This is a genomic window from Weizmannia acidilactici, assembly GCF_008974185.1.
Taxonomy (GTDB): domain Bacteria; phylum Bacillota; class Bacilli; order Bacillales; family Bacillaceae_C; genus Weizmannia; species Weizmannia acidilactici.
In genome coordinates, this window is the sequence record NZ_BKZP01000017.1 from 23,426 (window position 1) to 45,148 (window position 21,723).

A 21,723-nucleotide genomic window follows, 5' to 3' on the forward strand; every position below is an offset into this window, starting at 1 on the left:
GTTGACCATATATGGCGTTAACAGCCGGAATTGTCGGATTGCCGAATGTCGGGAAATCCACTTTGTTTAATGCAATTACAAAAGCCGGAGCCGAATCCGCAAACTATCCGTTTTGCACGATTGACCCGAATGTCGGCATGGTCGAAGTGCCGGATGAACGGCTCGATAAACTAACGGAACTGTACCATCCGAAAAAAACCATCCCGACAACTTTTGAATTTACTGATATTGCCGGGATAGTAAAAGGCGCAAGCAAAGGCGAAGGCCTCGGGAACAAATTCCTGTCCCATATCCGGCAGGTGGATGCGATCTGCCACGTTGTGCGCTGTTTTGAAGACGAAAACATTACGCATGTAGCCGGAAAAGTTGATCCGATCAGTGATATCGAAACGATCAACCTCGAACTCATCCTTGCCGATCTCGAAACGGTGGACAAACGGATCGGCCGCGTCGAAAAAATTGCCAGACAAAAAGATAAAGATGCCGTTGCGGAATACGAAGTGCTCGCCAAATTAAAAGAAGCGTTTGAAGCGGAAAAACCGGCTAGATCTGTCGAACTGACAGAAGACCAGCAAAAAATCTTAAAAGGGTTCCAGCTTTTAACGAGCAAACCTGTCCTTTATGTCGCCAATGTCGGTGAAGGGGATATCCAGGATCCTTCCGGCAACCCGTATGTCCAGCAGGTACACGATTATGCAAAAAATGAAGGCGCGGAAGTCATCGTGGTTTGTGCACGGATTGAAGAAGAAATTGCCGAACTGGAAGATGACGAGAAAAAGATGTTTTTAGCCGAACTCGGCATCAAGGAATCGGGGCTGGACCAGCTGATCAAAGCCGCCTACAGTCTGCTCGGGCTTGCCACTTATTTTACGGCCGGCGAACCGGAAGTACGGGCTTGGACATTCAAAAAAGGCATGAAAGCTCCGCAATGCGCCGGCATCATCCATTCCGATTTTGAAAAAGGCTTTATCCGTGCGGAAACGGTGTCGTATGAGGATTTGATCCAGTATGGCAGCATTGCCGCAGCCAGAGAAGCCGGAAAAGTACGCCTGGAAGGAAAAGATTACGTTGTTCAGGACGGCGATATTATGCACTTCAGGTTCAATGTATAATAGGACTTATGAACTAAATTTCAATCATGAACTGAAAAAATCCAAACAATATGTTAAAATTGTTAACAGTCGAATAATTTTTCCTTCGGGGCAGGGTGCAATTCCCGACCGGCGGTGATGAGGGTTCCCTCAAAGCCCGTGACCCATATTCCCGGAATATGGTGGATTTGGTGAAATTCCAAAGCCGACAGTGACAGTCTGGATGGGAGAAGGATGACGCGTTAACAATTTGAATGGAACGTGTATTTCATCATGCCGTTTTGCCCCGCACAACCTCCGTGCGGGTTTTTTGCTTTTATGGTTCGGTTCTTTGGCGGAATTTTAAACAGGAGGAAATGTGGATTGCGAAAAGAAGAATATATGCAACTGGCGCTTCGTTTGGCTGAAAGCGTCTCTGGCCAGACTTCCCCGAATCCACCGGTGGGCAGTGTCGTGGTGAAAAACGGCAGAATTGCCGGCATGGCCGCCCATTTGAAAGCCGGGGAAAAGCATGCTGAAAGACTGGCTGTGGAACAGGCCGGTGTACTTGCACAAGGCGCGGAAGTATATGTGACATTGGAGCCTTGTTCCCATTACGGGAAGACGCCCCCATGCGCCGACTTTTTAATTGAAAAAGGAATCAAAAAAGTCTATGTGGCTGCCCGGGATCCGAACCCGCTTGTGGCAGGAAAAGGAATTGAAAAGCTGAAACAGGCGGGAATCGAAGTTGAAACCGGGATCTGCCGGGAGCAGGCCGAAACATTATACAGGCCGTTTTACCACTTTATTGAAACGAAAATGCCGTTTGTCACCATCAAAACCGCCATGTCGGCAGACGGAAAAATTGCAACCGAAACCCATGACAGCAAATGGATTACAAGTGAACAGGCAAGAATGGATGTTCACCAGTTAAGAAGCAGGCATGATGCCATTCTCGTCGGCGTTCAAACCGTTCTTCATGACAACCCCCTTCTTACCTCACGTTTGCCCCAATCAGGGAAAAATCCTATTCGCATTGTATTAGACACCCATTTACGCATACTGCCGGAAGCAGCGGTGATTAACAAGGATGCTCCATCCGTCATTTTTTGCGGAAAAGAAGCGCCAATTGACAAAGAAATGTCGCTTAAACAAATGGGCGTTGAAGTCATCCGGCAGCCCCATGATACCCTCTCTATCCGGGAGGTTTTGCTGGAATTGGGGAAAAAGGGCATTCTGACTTTGCTTGTTGAGGGCGGCGCCGAAGTCAATGGTTCGTTTTTACGGGAAAAAGCCGTCCAGCAGCTCGTCCTTTATATCGCCCCAAAAGTGATTGGCGGAAATATGGCCCCCTCTCCTTTTGGCGGGCGCGGAATCGAAAAGATGGATGAGACTTTTCCGCTTGTTTTTGAAAAAGTAGAACAGATCGGGCCTGATCTGAAAATTACGGCTGCATTTAGAAAGGAAGGGCCGGGAAATGTTTACGGGGATCATTGAGGAAATCGGCTTCCTTAAAAATATGCGCAAAGGGCCGCATTCCCTTCAGCTCACGGTCCAAGCTTCGGACGTTTTACGGGACGTGCGGGCAGGAGACAGCATTGCGGTAAACGGCGTCTGTTTAACGGTTACGTCCTATACGCAAAATGAATTTACGGCCGATGTCATGCCTGAAACTTTTCACAGCACGACGCTGTCCATGCTGAAGACCGGAAGCAAAGTCAATCTTGAAAGGGCAATGGGGGCAAACGGAAGATTCGGCGGCCATTTTGTAACGGGGCATGTGGATGGAACGGGCGCCATCTGTTCGAAGAAAAGAGAGGAAAATGCCGTCTATATCAGCATTTCTGTATCCCCCTCCCTTTTGGCGTATCTTGTCCCGAAAGGCTCTGTTGCAGTCGATGGCACGTCCCTCACTGTTTTTCGGATAGAGGACGGGGAAATGACGGTTTCTTTAGTGCCGCATACGCAGCAGCATACGATTTTAATGGAAAAAAACATAGGTGATGCTGTGAATATCGAGTGTGATATTTTAGCCAAATATATGGCGGAACTGTACCGGAAATGGGAACATCCGGAAAAAAAGAAAGATATGGCAGCGCTGCTCAAGGAGAATGGGTTTATTTAATCATTCAAAGGGGTGATAAAATTTGTTTCATACGATTGAAGAAGCAGTGGAAGATTTAAAGTCCGGGAAACTCGTGATTACAGTTGATGATGAAAACAGGGAAAACGAAGGGGATTTTATCGGTCTTGCTGAGAAAGCAACCCCGGAGATGATCAATTTGATGGCAAAAGCGGGCCGCGGGTTAATTTGTGTGCCGATTACAGCGGAAAAAGCGCGGCAGCTCGGTTTGAAACCGATGACGGCGGAAAATACCGATGCCCATAGAACTGCATTTACCGTCAGCATAGACCATGCTTCCACCCGCACCGGCATCAGCGCTTTTGAACGTGCCAAAACGATCAGGGAATTGGTGAAAGATGGGGCAATGGCAGAAGATTTTCACCGGCCGGGCCATATTTTCCCTTTGGTGGCCAAAAAAGGCGGGGTGCTGGAACGGGCCGGGCATACAGAAGCGGCAGTCGACCTGGCGAAACTGGCAGGCATGAAACCGGTTGGTGTCATTTGCGAAATTATGAATGAAGATGGAACGATGGCCCGGCTCCCGCAGCTGATGGAAGTTGCAAAAAAACTGGATGTAAAACTGATTACGATCGAATCGTTAATAGAATACAGGAAAAAACATGAGAAGCTGATCCGAAAAGAAGTGGAAATTACGCTTCCGACGCGTTTCGGGACGTTTCGGGCGATCGGCTACAAAGATTTGTTGACAGGAAAAGAACATGTGGCGCTCGTTAAAGGGGAAGTCAGCGGTGAAAAGCCGGTTTTGGCAAGAGTCCATTCCGAATGTTTAACCGGCGATTGTTTCGGGTCATACCGCTGCGATTGCGGCCCGCAGCTTGCCCAAAGCTTATCCCGGATTGAAAAAGAAGGCCGCGGTGTCCTTGTTTATATGAGACAGGAAGGCCGGGGGATCGGCCTGATCAATAAATTAAAAGCCTACAAGCTGCAGGAACAGGGTCTTGATACGGTAGAAGCCAACCATCGGCTCGGGTTTCCGGCAGATATGCGCGACTACAGCATAAGCGCCCAAATTTTAAGAGATATCGGCATATCAAAGGTCCGCCTTTTAACGAACAATCCCGATAAAATCGACTGCCTTAAGCGTTACGGCATTCAAATTGTTGAAAGGGTACCGGCCGAAACGGCACCTGTAAAAGAAAATGAAGCCTATTTGCGGACGAAAGCGGAAAAAATGGGGCATTTGCTGCACATATAGGAGGAAATGAAGATGGGAAAAGTTTATGAGGGAAATCTTGTTGGCACAGGTTTAAAAATCGGGATCGCTATTTCACGTTTCAATGAATTGATTACAGGCAGGTTGTTAAGCGGCGCAAAAGATGCTTTGCACCGGCACGGCGTGGACGAAGAAGACATCGATGTTGCCTGGGTGCCGGGCGCATTTGAAATCCCGCTCATCGCCAAAAAAATGGCGGCGGCGAAAAAATACAACGCCGTTTTGGCACTTGGAACGGTGATCCGGGGATCGACCCCCCATTTTGAATATGTGAGCGCGGAGGTGGCAAAAGGCGTAGCCCGGGCAAGCATGGACACTGAAACCCCTGTCATTTTCGGGATCTTGACGACCGATACCATTGAGCAGGCCATTGAGCGGGCCGGCACGAAAGCAGGGAACAAAGGCTGGGATGCTGCAGTGAGCGCAATTGAAATGGCAAACGTGATCCGGGAGTTGGAGTCGTAAAAAAATGCGCATCATGTTGATGGCCGCAAAGAGGGACGGGCGTGGCCCCCGGGCAGGCCGAATGAATTTTGCGGCCGTCAACAATAAAATGTAGCATCTCCAAAAAATAAAAAAATTACTTGGAATAAGAACATATGTTTGTTAAAATATAATTGTCAGCGCAATCGGAGAGCCGGACAGGCCTTAAAACATACATTGATTTTGCCTGCGTATTATGGTATACTTACGACTTGTGAGTAATGAACGCATGAACCATTGCTCCTTGCCCTTTTCCAAAAAGGGCCGCATAGTCCATAAGGAGGTGACAAACAGATGAGAAAGTACGAAATTATGTACATTATCCGCCCGAACATTGAGGATGAGGCGAAAAAAGTGCTTGTTGAGCGTTTTGATAATGTTTTAACATCCCAAGGTGCGGAAATCATCGAATCAAAAGAGTGGGGTAAACGCCGCTTTGCATACGAGATTAAGGACTTCCGTGATGGTTACTACCATATCATCAACGTGAATGCTGAACCGGCTGCGGTCCAGGAATTCGACCGCCTTGCAAAAATCAACGGCGATATTATCCGCCACATTGTTGTAAGAGAAGAAGAATAAGATTTGAATATACACACGTTTCACGTGAAACGGACTTTGAATAATGAGAGGGGTTGATTCTGATGTTGAACCGTGTTGTCCTCGTAGGCAGGCTGACAAGAGATCCAGACTTGCGCTATACGCCGAGCGGAGTAGCGGTTGCCACTTTTACTCTCGCTGTGAACCGGACGTTTACGAATCAGCAGGGGGAAAGGGAAGCCGATTTTATCAATTGTGTCGTTTGGAGAAAACAGGCTGAAAATGTGGCTAACTACTTGAAAAAAGGAAGTTTAGCAGGCGTTGACGGCCGCCTCCAGACACGCAATTATGAAGCCCAGGATGGCCGGCGCGTGTATGTGACTGAGGTGGTGGCAGACAGCGTCCAGTTCCTTGAACCGAGAAGCGTTAGTCAGGAACGCAGCAGCAGCCAGGATTACGGGAATAATCAGGGGAATCCATTTTCCGGTTACAACCAAAATCAGAATCAACGTAACCAAAATTATTCAAAGTTTGACGAAGATCCATTTTCAAATGATGGACAACCGATTGACATCTCGGATGATGATCTTCCATTTTAACAGGGGATTATGCCCCCGCTGAAATCAAATTAAAGGAGGGACATGAAAATGGCAGGTGGACGCAGAGGCGGACGTAAACGTCGTAAAGTATGCTACTTTACGGCAAACCATATTACCCACATTGACTATAAAGATGTGGATTTGCTGAAAAAGTTTATTTCTGAGCGCGGCAAAATTTTACCTCGCCGTGTAACAGGAACAAGCGCAAAATACCAGCGCAAATTGACCACTGCGATCAAACGTGCGCGCCAAATGGCGTTGCTCCCGTATGTCGCAGATGACAAATAATATGAATAAAACAATTGGATTCTTTCCTTTTGTGTTGAAAAAAGACATCCTGTAAAGGTTGTCTTTTTTCATTCCATAATCTTTTTGTTTCATGTGCCGGTTATGGTAAAATGAGGGGAAATGACAGGTTATTTTGAAGGGAGCATGCATGTGAAAAAAACAAAAATGCTGACTGAAGGGGCGATGCTTGCAGCGGTTTTTGGGGTATGCCTGCTGATCGCGCTTTATGTCCCGTTAATCCGGCTCGTCGCTATCATTTTTCTTGTGTTGCCTTTTATCATTTTTTGTTCCAAATACCCTTTGAAATATATTATTGTGTTTTCTGCCGTGTGTTTGCTCGTTTCTGCATTGATGGGAACTGTGGCTTCGCTGCCTGTTGCCGTTTTATTCGGAAGCACCGGTTTTGTAATGGGATACTGCATCCAACTGAAAAAGACCAAATTTTTTACATACGTTGCATCCAGCCTGATGTTTTTGACCGGTATGATTACCATCATGTTCTTTTCTTTAAAATTTTTTCACTTGAATATTATCGCGGAAAACTTAAAGACGATGCAGCAGTCTATCGAACAATCAAAAGCGATTTTATCGGCATTGGGACAAGAGTCTGCTTATAAGGAAAGATTCGCGCAAATGGCCGATTCCGTAAGTTTGGTTTATACGGTTTACTTGCCGAGCTTTCTTTTGCTGTCCGCCTTTATCATGGTTTTGATCTTGGTGGCAATCAATTTTCCGATTGCCAAACGCTTTGGTGTTCCTGCACCGAAATGGAACCCTTTTCGCGAATTGCGCCTGCCGAAAAATATTTTATGGTATTACATCATTGTCATGGCTGCATACTTGCTGATGCGCGCGGATACAAGCAGTTTTTTGGCAAAAGCGGTCCTTAATTTGATGCTGATATTTCAAATTCTTATCCTGCTGCAGGGATATTCCCTATTGAACTTTTTCAGTTATACAAAAAAATGGCCAAAAGGCATATTTGCTTTAGCGGTGATTTTATCGCTTATGTTCAGCCCGCTTCTTTATCTTGTCATGATATTCGGTATAATGGATTTAGGGTTTGATTTCAGGCAGATGATTCAAAGGTGATACATAGATTGAAAAAAAAGCCTTTTCTTAGTTTCTCTATATAGGAGCTGAAGATATGCCTTCTTACTACAATAAACGGTTAATGCGCTATCCGTTATACGGTTTAATTGCGGTGTCTTTGGTTCTGCTCGGCATCATATTCTTTTATTATTGGTGGATTACGGCAGCCGGCCTTCTCGTGCTCGGGGCGTTATTCTATTATGCCTTCTACGTGGAACAGAGGTCCAATGAGGAAATTGAGCAGTACATCTCTACCCTCTCCTACCGTGTCAAGCGTGTCGGGGAAGAGGCGCTGATGGAAATGCCGATTGGAATTATGCTTTATAATGAAGATTACATCATTGAATGGACGAACCCGTTCATGGCTTCCTGCTTTAATGAAGATACGCTTGTCGGGCGTTCCCTTTATGATGTCGCGGAAGTGCTCGTGCCTTTAATTAAGCAGGAAATGCATTCCGAGACGGTCAGCTTAAATGAAAGGAAGTACCGTGTCGTCCTCAAATTGGAAGAGCGCCTGCTTTACTTTTTTGATATTACCGAGCAGGCCGAAGTGGAACAATTATATGAAAATGAACGGACGGTCATTGCGATTATTTATTTGGACAACTACGATGAAGTCACCCAGGGAATGGATGACCAGTCCGTCAGCAGCCTGAACAGCCTTGTCACCTCTATTTTAAACAAATGGACGATGGAATTCGGTCTGTTTTTTAAACGGATCTCGTCCGATAAATTTATCGCTGTTTTCAATGAACGGATTTTGCATGAACTGGAAAATAATAAATTTGCGATTTTGGATGAAGTACGGGAAGCAACTTCCAAACAAAATGTTGCGCTGACGCTGAGCATCGGGGTGGGCGCAGGGGTCCCTTCCCTGCCAGAACTTGGGGAATTGGCGCAATCAAGTCTTGATATTGCACTCGGGCGCGGCGGAGACCAGGTTGCCATTAAACAGGCGAACGGAAAAGTAAAATTTTACGGCGGTAAAACGAATCCGGTCGAAAAACGGACAAGGGTCAGGGCCCGCGTCATTTCCCATGCATTAAGGGAGCTTATGATGGAGAGAGATAAGGTAATGATCATGGGCCATAAATTTCCGGATATGGATGCTGTTGGCGCAGCGATCGGCATCCGCAAAGTCGCTGAAATCAACCAAAAAGAAGGCTATATCATTTTAAATCTGAATGAAATCGATACTAGCGTCAAGCGGCTTCTCGATGAAATCAAACAATACCCGGAGCTGTATGCGCGTTTCATTACACCGGAAGAAGCGCTTGAAATGGCGACCGACGATACGCTGCTTGTCGTGGTGGATACGCATAAGCCTTCACTCGTCATAGACGAAAGACTTGTCAGGCGGATTGAAAATGTCGTTGTCATTGACCACCATCGCCGCGGGGAAGATTTTATCAAAAATCCGCTGCTTGTCTACATGGAACCGTATGCTTCTTCCACGTCCGAGCTCGTAACGGAATTAATGGAGTACCAGCCGAAAAATGGAAAAATCAATATGCTTGAAGCAACTGCCCTTCTTGCTGGTATAATAGTGGATACTAAAAGTTTTACACTGCGGACGGGATCGAGGACGTTTGATGCGGCATCGTACCTGCGCGCACAAGGCGCCGACACTGTCCTTGTACAAAGATTTTTAAAAGAGGATCTGCATTCGTATATCCAGCGTTCAAGGCTTGTCGAAACGGTGAGATTTCCGCTGAACGGCATTGCCATTGCAAAAGGAAAAGAAGATGCCATTTATTCGCCGGTTTTGATGGCGCAGGCTGCCGACACAATTTTAACGATGAATGGGGTCGATGCGTCCTTTGTTATTGGCCGGCGCAGCGAGGATGAAGTCGGGATCAGCGCAAGGTCACTCGGAAATGTCAATGTGCAGGTGATCATGGAAGCCATGAACGGCGGCGGACATCTTTCCAATGCGGCAACACAATTAAAAAATATTACTGTCGCCGAGGCGGAAAAACAACTGATCCAAGTGATCGAAGAGTATATGGAAGGGAGCCATCAGTCATGAAAGTCATTTTCCTGAAAGATGTAAAAGGCAAAGGAAAAAAAGGCGACATCAAAAATGTTGCAGACGGTTACGCCCATAATTATTTGTTTAAAACCGGGGCAGCAATTGAAGCGACACCGGCCAACTTAAAAAATATGGAAGCACACAAACGGAAAGAAGAAAAGCTTGCACAGCAGGAACTGGAAGAAGCAAAAAAACTAAAAGAAAAGCTTGAAAACCTGACCGTTGAACTAAAGGCAAAATCGGGCAAGGACGGGCGCCTGTTCGGTTCTGTTACAAGCAAACAAATTGCCGAACAGTTAAAGATGAGTTTTGGCATTAAAATTGACAAAAGGAAAATAGAATTGCCGGAAGCGATCCGCACATTGGGCTATACGAAAGTTCCGGTAAAACTGCATCATGACGTAACCGCAACGCTCAATGTCCATGTCTCCGAATAGAAACGTATTTTACCAGCTTCTTTTTGTCCGTCCGCGTGTTACAATAGATTTATGTGCAGAAAAATGTGGTCATTTTGTCGCGATCACATTTTTTCTATTTGGAAGGGAAAACCCAATTCCCCTAAAGGGTTTTTCATCAGGACGTTAAGCCGGCTAAACTGCCATCGCCTCTCCGGAACCCTTGTATTTACAGCAGGGGCCCGGATATATATTCGTTAAAATGGAGGGTTCAAAATGAATGAGTTGGCAGATCGCATTCCTCCCCAAAATATAGAGGCAGAACAAGCGGTGCTCGGTGCCATATTTTTGGAGCCTTCTGCATTTATTACGGCTTCGGAAATTTTGACGGCGGAAGATTTTTACCGGAACGCCCACCAAAAAATATTCCAGGTTTTTGTGAAGCTGAATGATGCCGGGAAGGCTGTCGATCTTGTGACGGTCGCGGAAGAATTATCCGCCACCCAGCAGCTGGAAGATGTGGGCGGTCTGTCGTACTTGAGCGAACTGGCGACAAGTGTCCCGACCGCAGCCAATATCGCCTATTATGCCCGGATTGTTGCCGAGAAATCTTTGCTGCGGCGGTTGATCCGGACGGCAACGAATATCGCCCAGGAAGGCTATACGCGGGAAGATAATGTCGATGAACTGCTCGATGAAGCCGAACGCAGCATTATGGAAGTCGCCCAGCACAAAAACGCCGGCGATTTTAAACATATTAAAGATGTACTAGTGAGCACGTATGACAATATTGAAATGCTCCATAACCGGAAAGGCGATGTCACTGGTATCCCGACTGGATTTTACGAGCTTGACCGGATGACGGCCGGTTTCCAGCGGAATGACCTGATTATCGTGGCGGCGCGCCCGTCTGTCGGGAAAACGGCATTTGCGCTAAATATTGCGCAAAATGTCGGAACGAAGACAGGGGAAAATGTTGCGATTTTCAGCCTTGAAATGGGTGCGGAACAGCTTGTGATGCGGATGCTTTGCGCGGAAGGAAATATCGATGCGCAGCGCCTCCGGACCGGTGCACTGACGGATGAAGACTGGCGGAAACTGACGATGGCAATGGGAAGCCTCTCCAATTCCGGCATTTATATTGACGATACGCCGGGTGTGAGGGTGAGCGAAATCCGCTCAAAATGCCGGCGGCTGAAACAGGAGCACGGGCTTGGCATGGTGGTCATTGACTATTTGCAGCTGATCCAGGGCAGTGCCCGTTCCCGTGAAAACCGGCAGCAGGAAGTTTCTGAGATTTCCAGATCGCTGAAAGCTTTGGCACGGGAACTTGAAGTGCCGGTCATTGCGCTTTCCCAGCTTTCCCGGAGCGTGGAGCAGCGCCAGGATAAGCGCCCGATGATGAGCGACATCCGCGAATCGGGGAGCATCGAGCAGGACGCCGATATTGTTGCCTTTCTTTACCGGGAAGACTACTATGAGCAGGATACCGAGAATAAAAATATCATTGAAATTATTATCGCTAAGCAGCGGAACGGCCCGGTCGGCACTGTCCAGCTCGCTTTCGTCAAAGAATATAATAAATTTGTAAATTTAGAGAGAAGATATGATGATGCCCCTGTCCCGGCATAGTTATTAGGCAAGGCAGCCCGAACCGTGGACGGGCTCCTTTTTATTTGCCGAATAGGATAATTTTACGAATAAAAATAACGATAAAATATATAAATGTTCGGGTTTTCGTTGACTGATGTATAATGAAACTGGTAAAATGGTGGATGAAAAGCATAATTTGCAAAAAATGCGGAGGTGCACACAATGTCGTCAGTTGTCGTGGTAGGAACACAATGGGGAGACGAAGGAAAAGGGAAAATTACCGACTTTCTCTCCGAAAATGCGGAAGTTGTTTCCCGTTACCAAGGCGGAAATAACGCGGGGCATACGATCCATTTCAATGGCGAAACGTATAAATTACATTTGATTCCGTCCGGGATTTTTTATAAAGATAAAATTTGTGTAATCGGAAACGGCGTGGTGGTGGATCCGAAAGCGCTTGTAGAAGAGCTTGATTATCTCCATGAGAAGGGGATTTCCACGGATAACCTGCGCATCAGCAACCGTGCGCATGTGATTCTTCCGTACCATATCAAATTGGACGGCCTCGAAGAAGAACGGAAAGGCAGCAATAAAATCGGCACAACGAAAAAAGGGATTGGTCCGGCTTATATGGATAAAGCGGCAAGGGTCGGCATCCGGATTGCCGATTTGCTCGATTACGATGAATTCAAAGAAAAATTAATCCGCAATCTGGAGGAAAAAAACCGGTTGTTTGAAAAAATTTATGAAACGGAAGGCTTCACTTTGGAAGAAATTTTGGAGCCTTATTACGAATATGGGCAGCATTTTAAACAATATGTCTGCGATACATCCGTAGTCTTAAATGATGCCCTGGATGACGGCAAACGTGTGCTTTTTGAAGGCGCCCAGGGGGTTATGCTCGACATTGACCAGGGGACTTATCCGTTTGTAACGTCTTCCAATCCGATTGCCGGCGGGGTGACGATCGGTTCCGGCGTTGGCCCGTCTAAAATCAACCATGTTGTCGGGATTGCAAAAGCATATACGACCCGGGTCGGAGACGGTCCATTCCCGACAGAGCTGCTCGATGCGACCGGGGACAGGATCCGGGAGGTCGGCCATGAATACGGCACCACAACCGGAAGAGCACGCAGGGTCGGCTGGTTCGACAGCGTCGTTGTCCGCCATGCGAGAAGGGTTAGCGGCCTGACAGACTTATCCGTGAACCTGCTCGACGTACTGACAGGTATTGAAACATTGAAAATTTGTGTCGCCTACCGTTATAAAGGGGAAATCCTTGAAGAGTTCCCGGCAAGCTTAAAAGTGCTGTCCGAATGCGAACCGGTTTACGAAGAACTGCCAGGTTGGACGGAAGATATCACCGGCTGCCGTTCACTGGACGAACTGCCTGAAAATGCCCGCCACTACCTGGAGCGCATTTCCCAGCTGACTGGTGTTCCACTCTCCATATTTTCAGTCGGCCCGGACCGCCTGCAAACGATTGTTGTACAAAGTGTTTGGCGCGTTTAATGAAAGGCGTTGTTTTTGGAGCTCCGCGGATCGGAGCTTTCACATACTAAATATTGTGGGTAATCAAAAAGTGCTGCTAGGACCGGCAGCACTTTTTTGATCGGTGATGAACAGATTGGTGTGAATGTTTGGTTGCATTTAAATTACATTTATCTAAAAAATTTGTAGAAATATGTTGCAATGTAAAATAAAGTTATGGTAATATTACATTTGTTGTTACAAAAAAACATCAATGGTCCCGTAGTGTAGCGGTTATCACGCCTGCCTGTCACGCAGGAGATCGCGGGTTCGATTCCCGTCGGGACCGCCATTTTTTCATTACATATCGATCACGGTTTTCGGCTCGGTAGCTCAGTCGGTAGAGCAAAGGACTGAAAATCCTTGTGTCGGCGGTTCGATTCCGTCCCGAGCCATTTACTAAAAAGCACTGCGATGACTTTAGACTCTCGTAGTGCTTTTTTTAATGAATAGGCGTCTGTTTGGCGGCGATGAATTTCATTTTTATGCGGCCCGTATCGGGTGCTTTCCTTATTTTAAATGCGCGGTAAGTCTGCAATCCGATCCAAAAGTAAAGGACAAAGGGCATTTACAGGCGCTTTTGTTAAAGATTTCCATGCAGCGCAGTTTCAATACGATTGGACAATTTTTGTGGAAGTACGTTAAAATTGTAATAGTATGGCTTAAACAGCCGTCCTGTTTATGATATGAATATTTTTTATATAGAGCATTGATGCCTCTAGAAAGTCTAGAGGCATTCCTGTTAGCCCGCGCTTCACATGGCCGCGGGCAGAGTGGCCATACGATATTGTAATTTTTTAACATAAAGATGATAGACAATTGTAGATAGATATTTTCTTTTCTTACTGAGAAACGACGTTATTTTCATAAAGGAGTAAGGACGATGGATAAAAAAATCTTGGTCGTTGATGATGAAAAGCCGATTGCGGATATTTTACAGTTCAATTTAACGAAAGAAGGCTATACGGTTTACTGTGCCTATGATGGCGATGAAGCATTGGAAAAGGTTGAAGAAGTGCAGCCGGATTTAATCGTGCTGGATATTATGCTTCCGAAGCGGGACGGTATGGAAGTTTGCCGGGAAGTCAGGAAGAAATACGAAATGCCGATTATTATGGTAACGGCGAAAGACTCGGAAATTGATAAAGTGCTCGGCCTGGAGCTCGGCGCGGATGATTATGTCACGAAGCCTTTTAGCACCCGCGAATTGATTGCACGCGTGAAAGCCAATTTGCGCCGGCACCAGCAGTCCCCGCAGTCCCCGGCTGAAGAAGAGGAATCGAATGAAATTACAGTCGGTTCGCTCGTTATTCAACCGGATGCTTATGTTGTCTCAAAGCGCGGGGAAACCATTGAATTGACGCACCGCGAGTTTGAACTGCTCCACTATTTGGCAAAACATATCGGGCAGGTTATGACGCGCGAGCATCTACTTGAAACGGTATGGGGCTATGATTATTACGGCGATGTCCGTACAGTGGACGTAACAGTAAGGCGGCTCCGCGAAAAAGTGGAGGATAACCCGAGCCACCCCGAATGGATTGTAACAAGGCGGGGTGTAGGCTATTATTTACGTAACCCTGAACAGGAGTAAGTAAATGAGGAAAGTCAAATTTTTTCAATCTATCCACTTTAAGTTTGTCTTGATTTATATGCTGCTGATTATTGTGGCAATGGAGATCATCGGTGTCTATTTTATCAATAAGCTGGAAAACCAGCTCGAAACAAACTTCAAAAAGTCCATATACGATCAGGTCAATGTGCTCGAATACAGTATTGAGGATTTGCTGACGAAAAAGCAAAACCAGGCCGCGGACATCACTTCGGAAGTGAGAAAGGTTTTGGGTGATTTCAAAAGCACGGATGTTTCTGAAATCCGGCTGATTGATGCGCACAGCGGTGTGATTTTAGGCACTTCTTCCAACAACCAGAGCATTGTCGGCCAAAAAACAACGGAGGACATTGTTAAACGGGCCCGTGTAACCGGCCAGCAGGAAGACCAAATTTATATGGACAAGCAGACCGGCGAAAGGATGTGGGTGCTCGCTTCCCCGATTAAATCAAACGGTGAGGTGATTGGGTTTATTTACCTTGTCTCCAAAATTGAAACGGTCTACCGCCAAGTACAGGCGATCAACCAGATTTTTATGACGGGGACTGCAATTGCAATGCTGATTACAGCAGTTCTTGGGATTATTATTGCGCGTACCATTTCAAGGCCGCTTAGTGATATCCGCAAGCAGGCAATGGCGATGGCGCGGGGGAATTTTGCCCGGAAAGTTAAAGTAAAAGGGAATGATGAAATCGGGCAACTGGCCTATTCGTTTAACCACATGACGAAAAAGCTGCAGGAAGCCCAGGCGAGCACAGAAGGTGAAAGAAGAAAACTTGATTCCATCCTCACCCACATGACGGACGGCGTGATTGCGACTGACCGGAGAGGGCGGATCATTTTAATCAATGAGGCGGCTGCTGAGATGCTGGATGTTTCACGTGAAACGGTGCTTTCCCAGCCGCTCATTTCCGTGTTGAAAATAGAAAAAGAACACCGGTTTGAGGATTTATTAACGGAGCATGATTCCTTGATTCTCGATTTCAGTACGGATGAAGAGCCGTATATTTTGCGCGCAAACTTTTCGGTGATCCAAAATGAAGCCGGTTTTGTCAGCGGTCTGATCACGGTTCTGCACGATGTAACCGAACAGGAGAAAATCGACATGGAACGACGCGAATTTGTGGCCAATGTTTCGCATGAATTAAGGACGCCGCTGACGACGATGAGAAGCTATTTGGAAGCTTTGGCGGACGGGGCCTGGAAGGATGAAAAAATTGCACCCCAGTTTTTAAGTGTCACGCAAAATGAGACAGAGCGGATGATCCGGCTTGTGAACGACTTACTGAAACTGTCAAAAATGGACAGCAAAGACGAACATTTAAATAAAGAATGGGTCAATTTTGTGGAATTTTTCCACCATATTATCGACCGGTTTGAAATGGCAAAACAGCAGAACGTCACATTTAAACGCAAACTGCCGAAAGCGGAAATTTTTGTGGAAATCGATGAAGATAAAATGACGCAGGTTTTGTATAACATCATTTCCAATGCATTGAAATATTCACCTGAAGGCGGCCAAATTACGTTTAAGGTAAAAGAGCTGAATGAAAAAATAGAAGTCAGCATTTCCGACCAGGGTGTAGGCATACCGAAAGAAAACTTGAAGAAAATCTTCGAACGCTTTTACCGTGTTGATAAAGCACGCAGCCGCAAGCTTGGGGGAACGGGGCTCGGGCTTGCGATCGCCAAAGAAATGGTGAAAATGCACGGGGGAAACATTTGGGCAAGCAGCAAAGAAGGGAAAGGCACAACCATTTACTTTACCCTTCCTTATGAACCTGCGCAAGAGGATGAGTGGCTATGAATCTTGAAAAAGCAAAAACCTTCATATTGACGTTGCTCGTGCTCTTCAGTGTTTTTTTAACGTGGATGATTTGGAACAATCAGCCGAATTATGATTGGCTGAATTTAAAGGACTTGGACAATATCGCGATTGCCAAAGAAAAAAAGGTATCCGATGTCGTCCTCCCCGTGAAGATCCTCTACCATGAAAATAGCCTGACAACCGGGACAGTCCATGACGGCGAGATTTCACGGGTCATGAATCTGCTCAAAACCTGGACTTTCGATATGAGCAGTTCACGCCTCCTGCCGAAAAAAGATCTTTACGGCTTAATGTCCGGCAAAAACAGGATTGAACTGGATTTTCCGAATCCCGTCCCGTTCAGCGTGTACCAAAACGTGTTGAATTTTGCCAACAAAAAAATACCGAATGGCAATTTTGACCATATTGTCGTGGAACTGAACAAGGGAACAAAAAATTTAAACCATGTTTACTTTATTTCTCTGGTATCGAATAAGGTGTATGAGGCCAGTACGGACCAAAAAGCGATCCAAGTTTTTATCGCCAAATTAAATGAGAATCATGATTTGTACAAGCCTTATGAAGAATTTTCCCTGTCCGGTTCGAGAAAAGTGTATTTGCCTGCCGGAAACCCGGTGATGAACCAATATAAATACGCAACAACGGAAATAGATATTGATAAATTTAAAAAAGCGCTGTTTGTGGACCCGAATTTTGTGAAAAGAGTGGCGGGTGAATATACGAATGGGATCAGCCTTTTGAGGACGGATGAATCGAATAAAGTCTTAACATACGTGAACCCCGGGGAAAATATCGGGTACAGTATGGATCCGAACCATCTTTTAACGCGGGCAATTGATTTTATCAACCAGCACAGCGGATGGACGGACCAATATCAATATTTCGAAATGAACGAGAAGGAAAATAAAGTCGTTTTCCGTCTCTTTAAAGACGGGTATCCCGTTTTTAACAATGACGGCATGGCGGAGATCCAGGAATATCAGGGAAAAAATGAAATTTATAAATATGTCCGTCCATATTACGCCCTATCGCTGAATCTGCCGATTAAATCCGCTGCTGTCCAGCTTGCTTCGGCCAGGAATGTGATCGCCCAATTACAGAAAGACCCTTCCATTCAAATGGATAAAGTGACGGATATTGCTGCCGGCTACCGTCTTATCAAAGAAGAGGGGAATGAAGGGATCGTTTCATTAAAACCTGCCTGGTATTATTGCTATAATGGGACTTGGAGAATGGTAGGGGGGGATGAAGATGGATTGGAGTAAGACGAAAACAATTTTTATCCTTGTTTTCCTGATCCTCGATCTATTTCTTTCCTACCAGTTGTATCAAAAACACGTGAAAAACCAGTTGGAAGTCATCGACCCAACCGGTGAACAAAGCTTGAAAGCTGCCAATATTACATATGTCGATCTGCCGAAAGGAAAAGAAAAGCGGCCTTATATCAGCGCCGAAGAAAAAGTTTTTACTACGAAAGACATTAAAAAATTGAAGAACCAACAGGCGAAAATTGTCAGCCGGAATAAAATCAGTGCTGCTTTTGACAAACCGGTGAAGCTCGGAAAAAAAGTGGAGGCGAACCAATTGGAGGCGGTTGTGCAGGAAAATATGCTTTACGGCAGCCGCTATAAACTTTGGAATTACGATCAAGACCTGAACCAGGCTGTCTTTTATGAAACGTATAACGGCAAAATGATTTTTAACAATAAAAGCGCACAATTGACGGTATATTTGGATGATCAGAATGAAATCGTGTCTTATGACCAGACGTATTTAACCAATATAAAAAAATATCGGGAAGAAGAAGAAACTTTGTCGGCGATAAAGGCACTTGAAGCCCTGTACAAGAAAGGCATGCTGAAGCCGAACAGCAAAGTAACGAAAGCGGAACTCGGATACTATACAAGGGTGCCCGAGCTGCAGGTACTGGTGCCGACATGGCATTTTACTGTAGAGCATGATAATGAAACCGAGCACCTGTTTGTCAATGCCTTTGAAGGACAAGTCAATCAGCTGGAGAATGATCAATAATATTGGGGAGGATAACATGTCAATGCAATTTAGCGTACTCGCAAGCGGAAGTACGGGCAATGCAGTATATGTAGAAACAGAACAGCATGCCTTTTTAGTGGACGCAGGCCTGAGCGGAAAGCAAATGGAGCAGCTTTTCCGGCAAATCGGCCGAAATATTGCGGATTTAAGCGGGATTCTTGTCACGCACGAACACAGCGACCATATTAAAGGAATCGGGGTGCTGGCGCGGAAATACCAGCTCCCGATTTATGCAAATGATAAAACATGGTCGGCCATGGAAGGCATGATTGGAGAGATTCCAACCGACCTGAAGTTTTCTTTCGGCATGGAGTCTGTCCAATCGTTCGGGAGCCTGCAGATTGAATCATTCGGCGTTTCCCATGATGCCATCCAGCCGATGTTTTATATTTTCCATGAAAACGGAAAAAAATTAGTCATTATCACGGATACCGGGTATGTCAGCGATCGCATGAAGGGCACGATTGCAAATGCGGATGTCTTTATTTTCGAAAGCAACCACGATGTTGAAATGCTCAGGATGGGGCGGTACCCGTGGAGCGTCAAACAGCGCATTTTGAGCGATGTCGGTCATGTGTCCAATGAGGATGCCGCCCTTGCAATGAGCGAAGTAATCGGCGACCGCACAAAACGTATATACCTGGCCCATTTAAGCAAAGATAACAACATGAAAGAACTTGCGCGTATGGCTGTATCCCAAACTCTCCAGCAGCAGGGCTTGGCAGTCGGCGAAGCATTTGAGTTATACGATACGGACCCGAAAATCCCGACAAATTTAACTGCTGTGTAAAAGCAAAGAGTTTGAAAATCGCCTGATTTGGAAATACAATACGTGTCAGGGAAGTTTTCTTTTTATTTAGACGAAAAAGCAAATGATTTTTTAGTAATTTTTAATAATCGGCACTTATAATGAAATCAAGAATATTGGAGAGTCGGCGGCTAAAGCGGGGTGGTTTTACAGAAACGCTTGCGCTGCCCTTTCCTTTCAGATTTTTCTCACCTTTACAGAAAGGATGGTGCGCAATGGGATATTATGATGACGATCAAAACGGTCAAATGAGATCAAATGAGAGAGGGCGACGCGGAGCCAAATTCGGCTATTTTCTCTCCAGTTTAATCGGCGTCATTGTCGGGGCATTAATTGTAGCGCTCCTTTTCCCGAGCATTTTAGGGAAAACTGGGACGGAAACAGATTCCGCATCTGTTGAATCAAATTCTGCAGCGAATACAAGCACTGCCACGCCGACCACTTCAAAATCGGTATCCCTGAAAGTCACAACGGATATTACGAAAGCTGTCTCAAACGCGGAAAAAGCTGTTGTCGGCGTAACGAATATCCAAAAACAGAGTATTTGGTCAAACCAGGATTTTTACGGCCAGGATTCGAGTTCTTCCTCTTCCTCTTCCCAAGAAGCAGGATCCGGTTCAGGGATTATTTATAAAAAATCCGGGGATAAGGCATATGTGGTCACGAATTACCACGTCATTGAAGGGGCCAATTCTTTAGAGGTAACATTGTACAACGGCAAAAAGCTTTCCGCCAAATTAGTTGGCGGCGATAAATGGACCGACCTGGCTGTGCTTGAAATTGACGGCAGCAACGTGACAACGGTTGCCCAATTCGGCGATTCGGATGCATTAAAACTTGGGGAAACGGTCATCGCGATCGGGAACCCGCTTGGTGAAGAATTTGCTGGATCAGTGACGCAAGGAATCGTATCCGGGCTTAACCGCACTGTCCCAGTTGATATAGATGAAGACGGAACGGAAGATTGGCAGGAAGAAGTCATTCAAACCGATGCCGCGATCAACCCTGGGAACAGCGGTGGTGCTTTAATCAATATTTCCGGCCAGGTTGTCGGCATCAACTCAATGAAAATTTCGAATGAGTCTGTTGAAGGGATCGGTTTTGCGATTCCGATCAATTCGGCGAAAACGGTCATCAACCAATTGGAAACAAAAGGTAAAATTGTCCGCCCGGCGTTGGGAGTTGGAATTGAAAATGTCTCTGATATTTCGGCTTACCAGCAGCAGGAAACATTAAAACTGCCGAGCAATGTTACAACCGGTGTTGTAATTGGAGCAGTCCAGAACGGCTCCCCAGCCGATAAAGCGGGCCTGAAAGAGTTTGATGTCATCTATAAATTGGACGGCCATAAGATCGACAACATCATTGGATTGAGGAAATACTTGTATGAACATAAACAGCCTGGAGATAAGATGAGCGTCACCGTGTACCGGAACGGGCAATCGAAAACATTTACATTGACGTTAGCGACAGCTTCAGGATCCAACTAATAGAATGGGGAGGAAAGGCGAAATGCTTTTCCTTCCTTTTTTGGGATCATGTAGTGGGTTTCCTGTGTGGATAAGTAAAATAAGGCAATGAGGCCAGGATAAAGGGGCCATTTTTGAAGAAAAATGGTAAGGAAATAATAATATTTGTTGAAATTGCTCGAAAAAAAGAATATTAACAGCCTGTGAACAGCGAAAAATGATGGAATATATCTTGTATGGAACGGGTATTCCCACACAAAATGTGGATAGTTTTTGTGAATATGTGGATAACTTATGTCAATAGCTTGTGGGTAAGGTGGGGGTAAGTTGTGAATATCTCGATTCTTTCAGTAGGAAAATTGAAAGAAAAATATTTAAAACAAGGGATTGGAGAGTATTTGAAAAGGCTTTCTGCTTATGCAAAAGTGGACATCATCGAAGTTCCGGATGAAAAAGCGCCAGAAGTGTTGAGCGAAGCCGAGATGGAAATTGTGAAACAAAAAGAAGGCGAAAGGATTCTCGCCAAAATCAGCCCGGATACCTATGTGATCACGCTTGCGATCGAGGGTAAAATGAAAACATCGGAAGAATTGGCGGATATGATTGATCATTTGGCGACATACGGCAAAAGCAAAATCACTTTTGTCATCGGCGGCAGCCTTGGCTTAAGCCGTGAAGTCATGCAGCGGGGCAACGAAAGCCTCTCCTTTTCCAAAATGACCTTCCCGCACCAGTTGATGCGCTTGATTTTACTGGAACAGATCTACCGCGCGTTCCGGATTATCAGGAATGAACCGTACCATAAGTAACGTCGATAATGGGACGATGCAGGTTGTAGCGTAAACCAAAGCCTTAACCATTTTAAGAAGTTGAGTTAAGGCTTTGGTTTTTTGTGTTTCTCGGTCTTTGCAAAAGACTTCTTCCTCATATTTCCATTGTCAAATTGTTTATCATTATTCTAAAGAATTATAAT

Annotated in this window: 20 protein-coding genes, 2 tRNA genes and 1 riboswitch; all 22 genes read left to right on the top strand. The window is 45.7% G+C overall.

Annotated elements, in window-relative coordinates; all coding sequences use genetic code 11:
* Positions 1-11: 11 nt before the first annotated feature.
* The 22 genes from ychF to rlmH all read left to right on the top strand — a co-directional run bounded on the left by ychF (position 12) and on the right by rlmH (position 21,559).
* Positions 12-1,112, top strand: coding sequence for a redox-regulated ATPase YchF (gene ychF, locus BpJC4_RS08895; protein ID WP_151681504.1), 1,101 nt, complete (start codon positions 12-14; stop codon positions 1,110-1,112).
* Positions 1,113-1,189: 77 nt separating this feature from the next.
* A riboswitch (FMN riboswitch) is annotated at positions 1,190-1,330 on the top strand.
* Positions 1,331-1,454: 124 nt separating this feature from the next.
* On the top strand, positions 1,455-2,567 hold the full coding sequence (ribD, locus tag BpJC4_RS08900; RefSeq protein ID WP_151697790.1) for a bifunctional diaminohydroxyphosphoribosylaminopyrimidine deaminase/5-amino-6-(5-phosphoribosylamino)uracil reductase RibD: 1,113 nt from the start codon (positions 1,455-1,457) through the stop codon (positions 2,565-2,567).
* The gene (ribE, locus tag BpJC4_RS08905) at positions 2,548-3,195 is read left to right on the top strand and encodes a riboflavin synthase (RefSeq protein WP_151681502.1); all 648 of its coding nucleotides are present in this window, start codon (positions 2,548-2,550) and stop codon (positions 3,193-3,195) included. Before ribD ends, ribE begins: the two co-directional genes overlap by 20 nt.
* A 22-nt stretch (positions 3,196-3,217) precedes the next feature.
* Complete coding sequence (locus tag BpJC4_RS08910; RefSeq protein ID WP_151681501.1) at positions 3,218-4,411, top strand: bifunctional 3,4-dihydroxy-2-butanone-4-phosphate synthase/GTP cyclohydrolase II; 1,194 nt, start codon at positions 3,218-3,220, stop codon at positions 4,409-4,411.
* Positions 4,412-4,423: 12 nt separating this feature from the next.
* Positions 4,424-4,894: a 6,7-dimethyl-8-ribityllumazine synthase gene (ribH, locus tag BpJC4_RS08915; protein ID WP_151681500.1), complete on the top strand. Its 471-nt coding sequence runs from the start codon at positions 4,424-4,426 to the stop codon at positions 4,892-4,894.
* 312 nt (positions 4,895-5,206) lie between these two features.
* Positions 5,207-5,494, top strand: coding sequence for a 30S ribosomal protein S6 (rpsF, locus tag BpJC4_RS08920; RefSeq protein WP_151681237.1), 288 nt, complete (start codon positions 5,207-5,209; stop codon positions 5,492-5,494).
* Between the two features lie 62 nt (positions 5,495-5,556).
* Positions 5,557-6,051, top strand: coding sequence for a single-stranded DNA-binding protein (ssb, locus tag BpJC4_RS08925; RefSeq protein ID WP_151681236.1), 495 nt, complete (start codon positions 5,557-5,559; stop codon positions 6,049-6,051).
* A gap of 48 nt (positions 6,052-6,099) precedes the next feature.
* Positions 6,100-6,339: a 30S ribosomal protein S18 gene (gene rpsR, locus BpJC4_RS08930; RefSeq protein WP_151681235.1), complete on the top strand. Its 240-nt coding sequence runs from the start codon at positions 6,100-6,102 to the stop codon at positions 6,337-6,339.
* A gap of 144 nt (positions 6,340-6,483) precedes the next feature.
* Positions 6,484-7,431, top strand: coding sequence for a YybS family protein (locus BpJC4_RS08935; RefSeq protein WP_253718611.1), 948 nt, complete (start codon positions 6,484-6,486; stop codon positions 7,429-7,431).
* Positions 7,432-7,486: 55 nt separating this feature from the next.
* Positions 7,487-9,460 carry a DHH family phosphoesterase gene (locus BpJC4_RS08940; RefSeq protein ID WP_151697792.1) on the top strand — a complete coding sequence of 658 codons (1,974 nt, stop codon included), beginning with the start codon at positions 7,487-7,489 and terminating at the stop codon, positions 9,458-9,460.
* A complete protein-coding gene (gene rplI, locus BpJC4_RS08945) occupies positions 9,457-9,900 on the top strand; it encodes a 50S ribosomal protein L9 (RefSeq protein WP_151681232.1) in 444 nt (147 codons plus the stop codon). Before BpJC4_RS08940 ends, rplI begins: the two co-directional genes overlap by 4 nt.
* A gap of 234 nt (positions 9,901-10,134) precedes the next feature.
* Positions 10,135-11,490 carry a replicative DNA helicase gene (gene dnaB, locus BpJC4_RS08950; RefSeq protein ID WP_151681231.1) on the top strand — a complete coding sequence of 452 codons (1,356 nt, stop codon included), beginning with the start codon at positions 10,135-10,137 and terminating at the stop codon, positions 11,488-11,490.
* Between the two features lie 183 nt (positions 11,491-11,673).
* Entirely contained in the window at positions 11,674-12,963 is a 1,290-nt protein-coding gene (locus BpJC4_RS08955) for an adenylosuccinate synthase (RefSeq protein WP_151681230.1), read from the top strand.
* A gap of 234 nt (positions 12,964-13,197) precedes the next feature.
* Positions 13,198-13,273: transfer RNA gene (locus BpJC4_RS08960), tRNA-Asp, on the top strand.
* 30 nt (positions 13,274-13,303) lie between these two features.
* Positions 13,304-13,376, top strand: a tRNA-Phe gene (locus BpJC4_RS08965).
* A gap of 488 nt (positions 13,377-13,864) precedes the next feature.
* Positions 13,865-14,575 carry a response regulator YycF gene (gene yycF, locus BpJC4_RS08970; RefSeq protein ID WP_151681229.1) on the top strand — a complete coding sequence of 237 codons (711 nt, stop codon included), beginning with the start codon at positions 13,865-13,867 and terminating at the stop codon, positions 14,573-14,575.
* Positions 14,576-14,579: 4 nt separating this feature from the next.
* Positions 14,580-16,400, top strand: coding sequence for a cell wall metabolism sensor histidine kinase WalK (gene walK, locus BpJC4_RS08975; RefSeq protein ID WP_151697793.1), 1,821 nt, complete (start codon positions 14,580-14,582; stop codon positions 16,398-16,400).
* Positions 16,397-17,686 carry a YycH family regulatory protein gene (locus BpJC4_RS08980; RefSeq protein ID WP_151681227.1) on the top strand — a complete coding sequence of 430 codons (1,290 nt, stop codon included), beginning with the start codon at positions 16,397-16,399 and terminating at the stop codon, positions 17,684-17,686. The genes walK and BpJC4_RS08980 overlap by 4 nt, the downstream gene beginning before the upstream one ends.
* The gene (locus tag BpJC4_RS08985; protein WP_151697794.1) at positions 17,673-18,452 is read left to right on the top strand and encodes a two-component system regulatory protein YycI; all 780 of its coding nucleotides are present in this window, start codon (positions 17,673-17,675) and stop codon (positions 18,450-18,452) included. Before BpJC4_RS08980 ends, BpJC4_RS08985 begins: the two co-directional genes overlap by 14 nt.
* 16 nt (positions 18,453-18,468) lie before the next feature.
* Positions 18,469-19,263: an exodeoxyribonuclease YycJ gene (yycJ, locus tag BpJC4_RS08990; RefSeq protein WP_151681225.1), complete on the top strand. Its 795-nt coding sequence runs from the start codon at positions 18,469-18,471 to the stop codon at positions 19,261-19,263.
* A gap of 233 nt (positions 19,264-19,496) precedes the next feature.
* Positions 19,497-20,771 carry a S1C family serine protease gene (locus BpJC4_RS08995; RefSeq protein WP_151681224.1) on the top strand — a complete coding sequence of 425 codons (1,275 nt, stop codon included), beginning with the start codon at positions 19,497-19,499 and terminating at the stop codon, positions 20,769-20,771.
* Positions 20,772-21,079: 308 nt separating this feature from the next.
* Positions 21,080-21,559, top strand: coding sequence for a 23S rRNA (pseudouridine(1915)-N(3))-methyltransferase RlmH (gene rlmH, locus BpJC4_RS09000; RefSeq protein ID WP_151681223.1), 480 nt, complete (start codon positions 21,080-21,082; stop codon positions 21,557-21,559).
* Positions 21,560-21,723 lie beyond the last annotated feature (164 nt).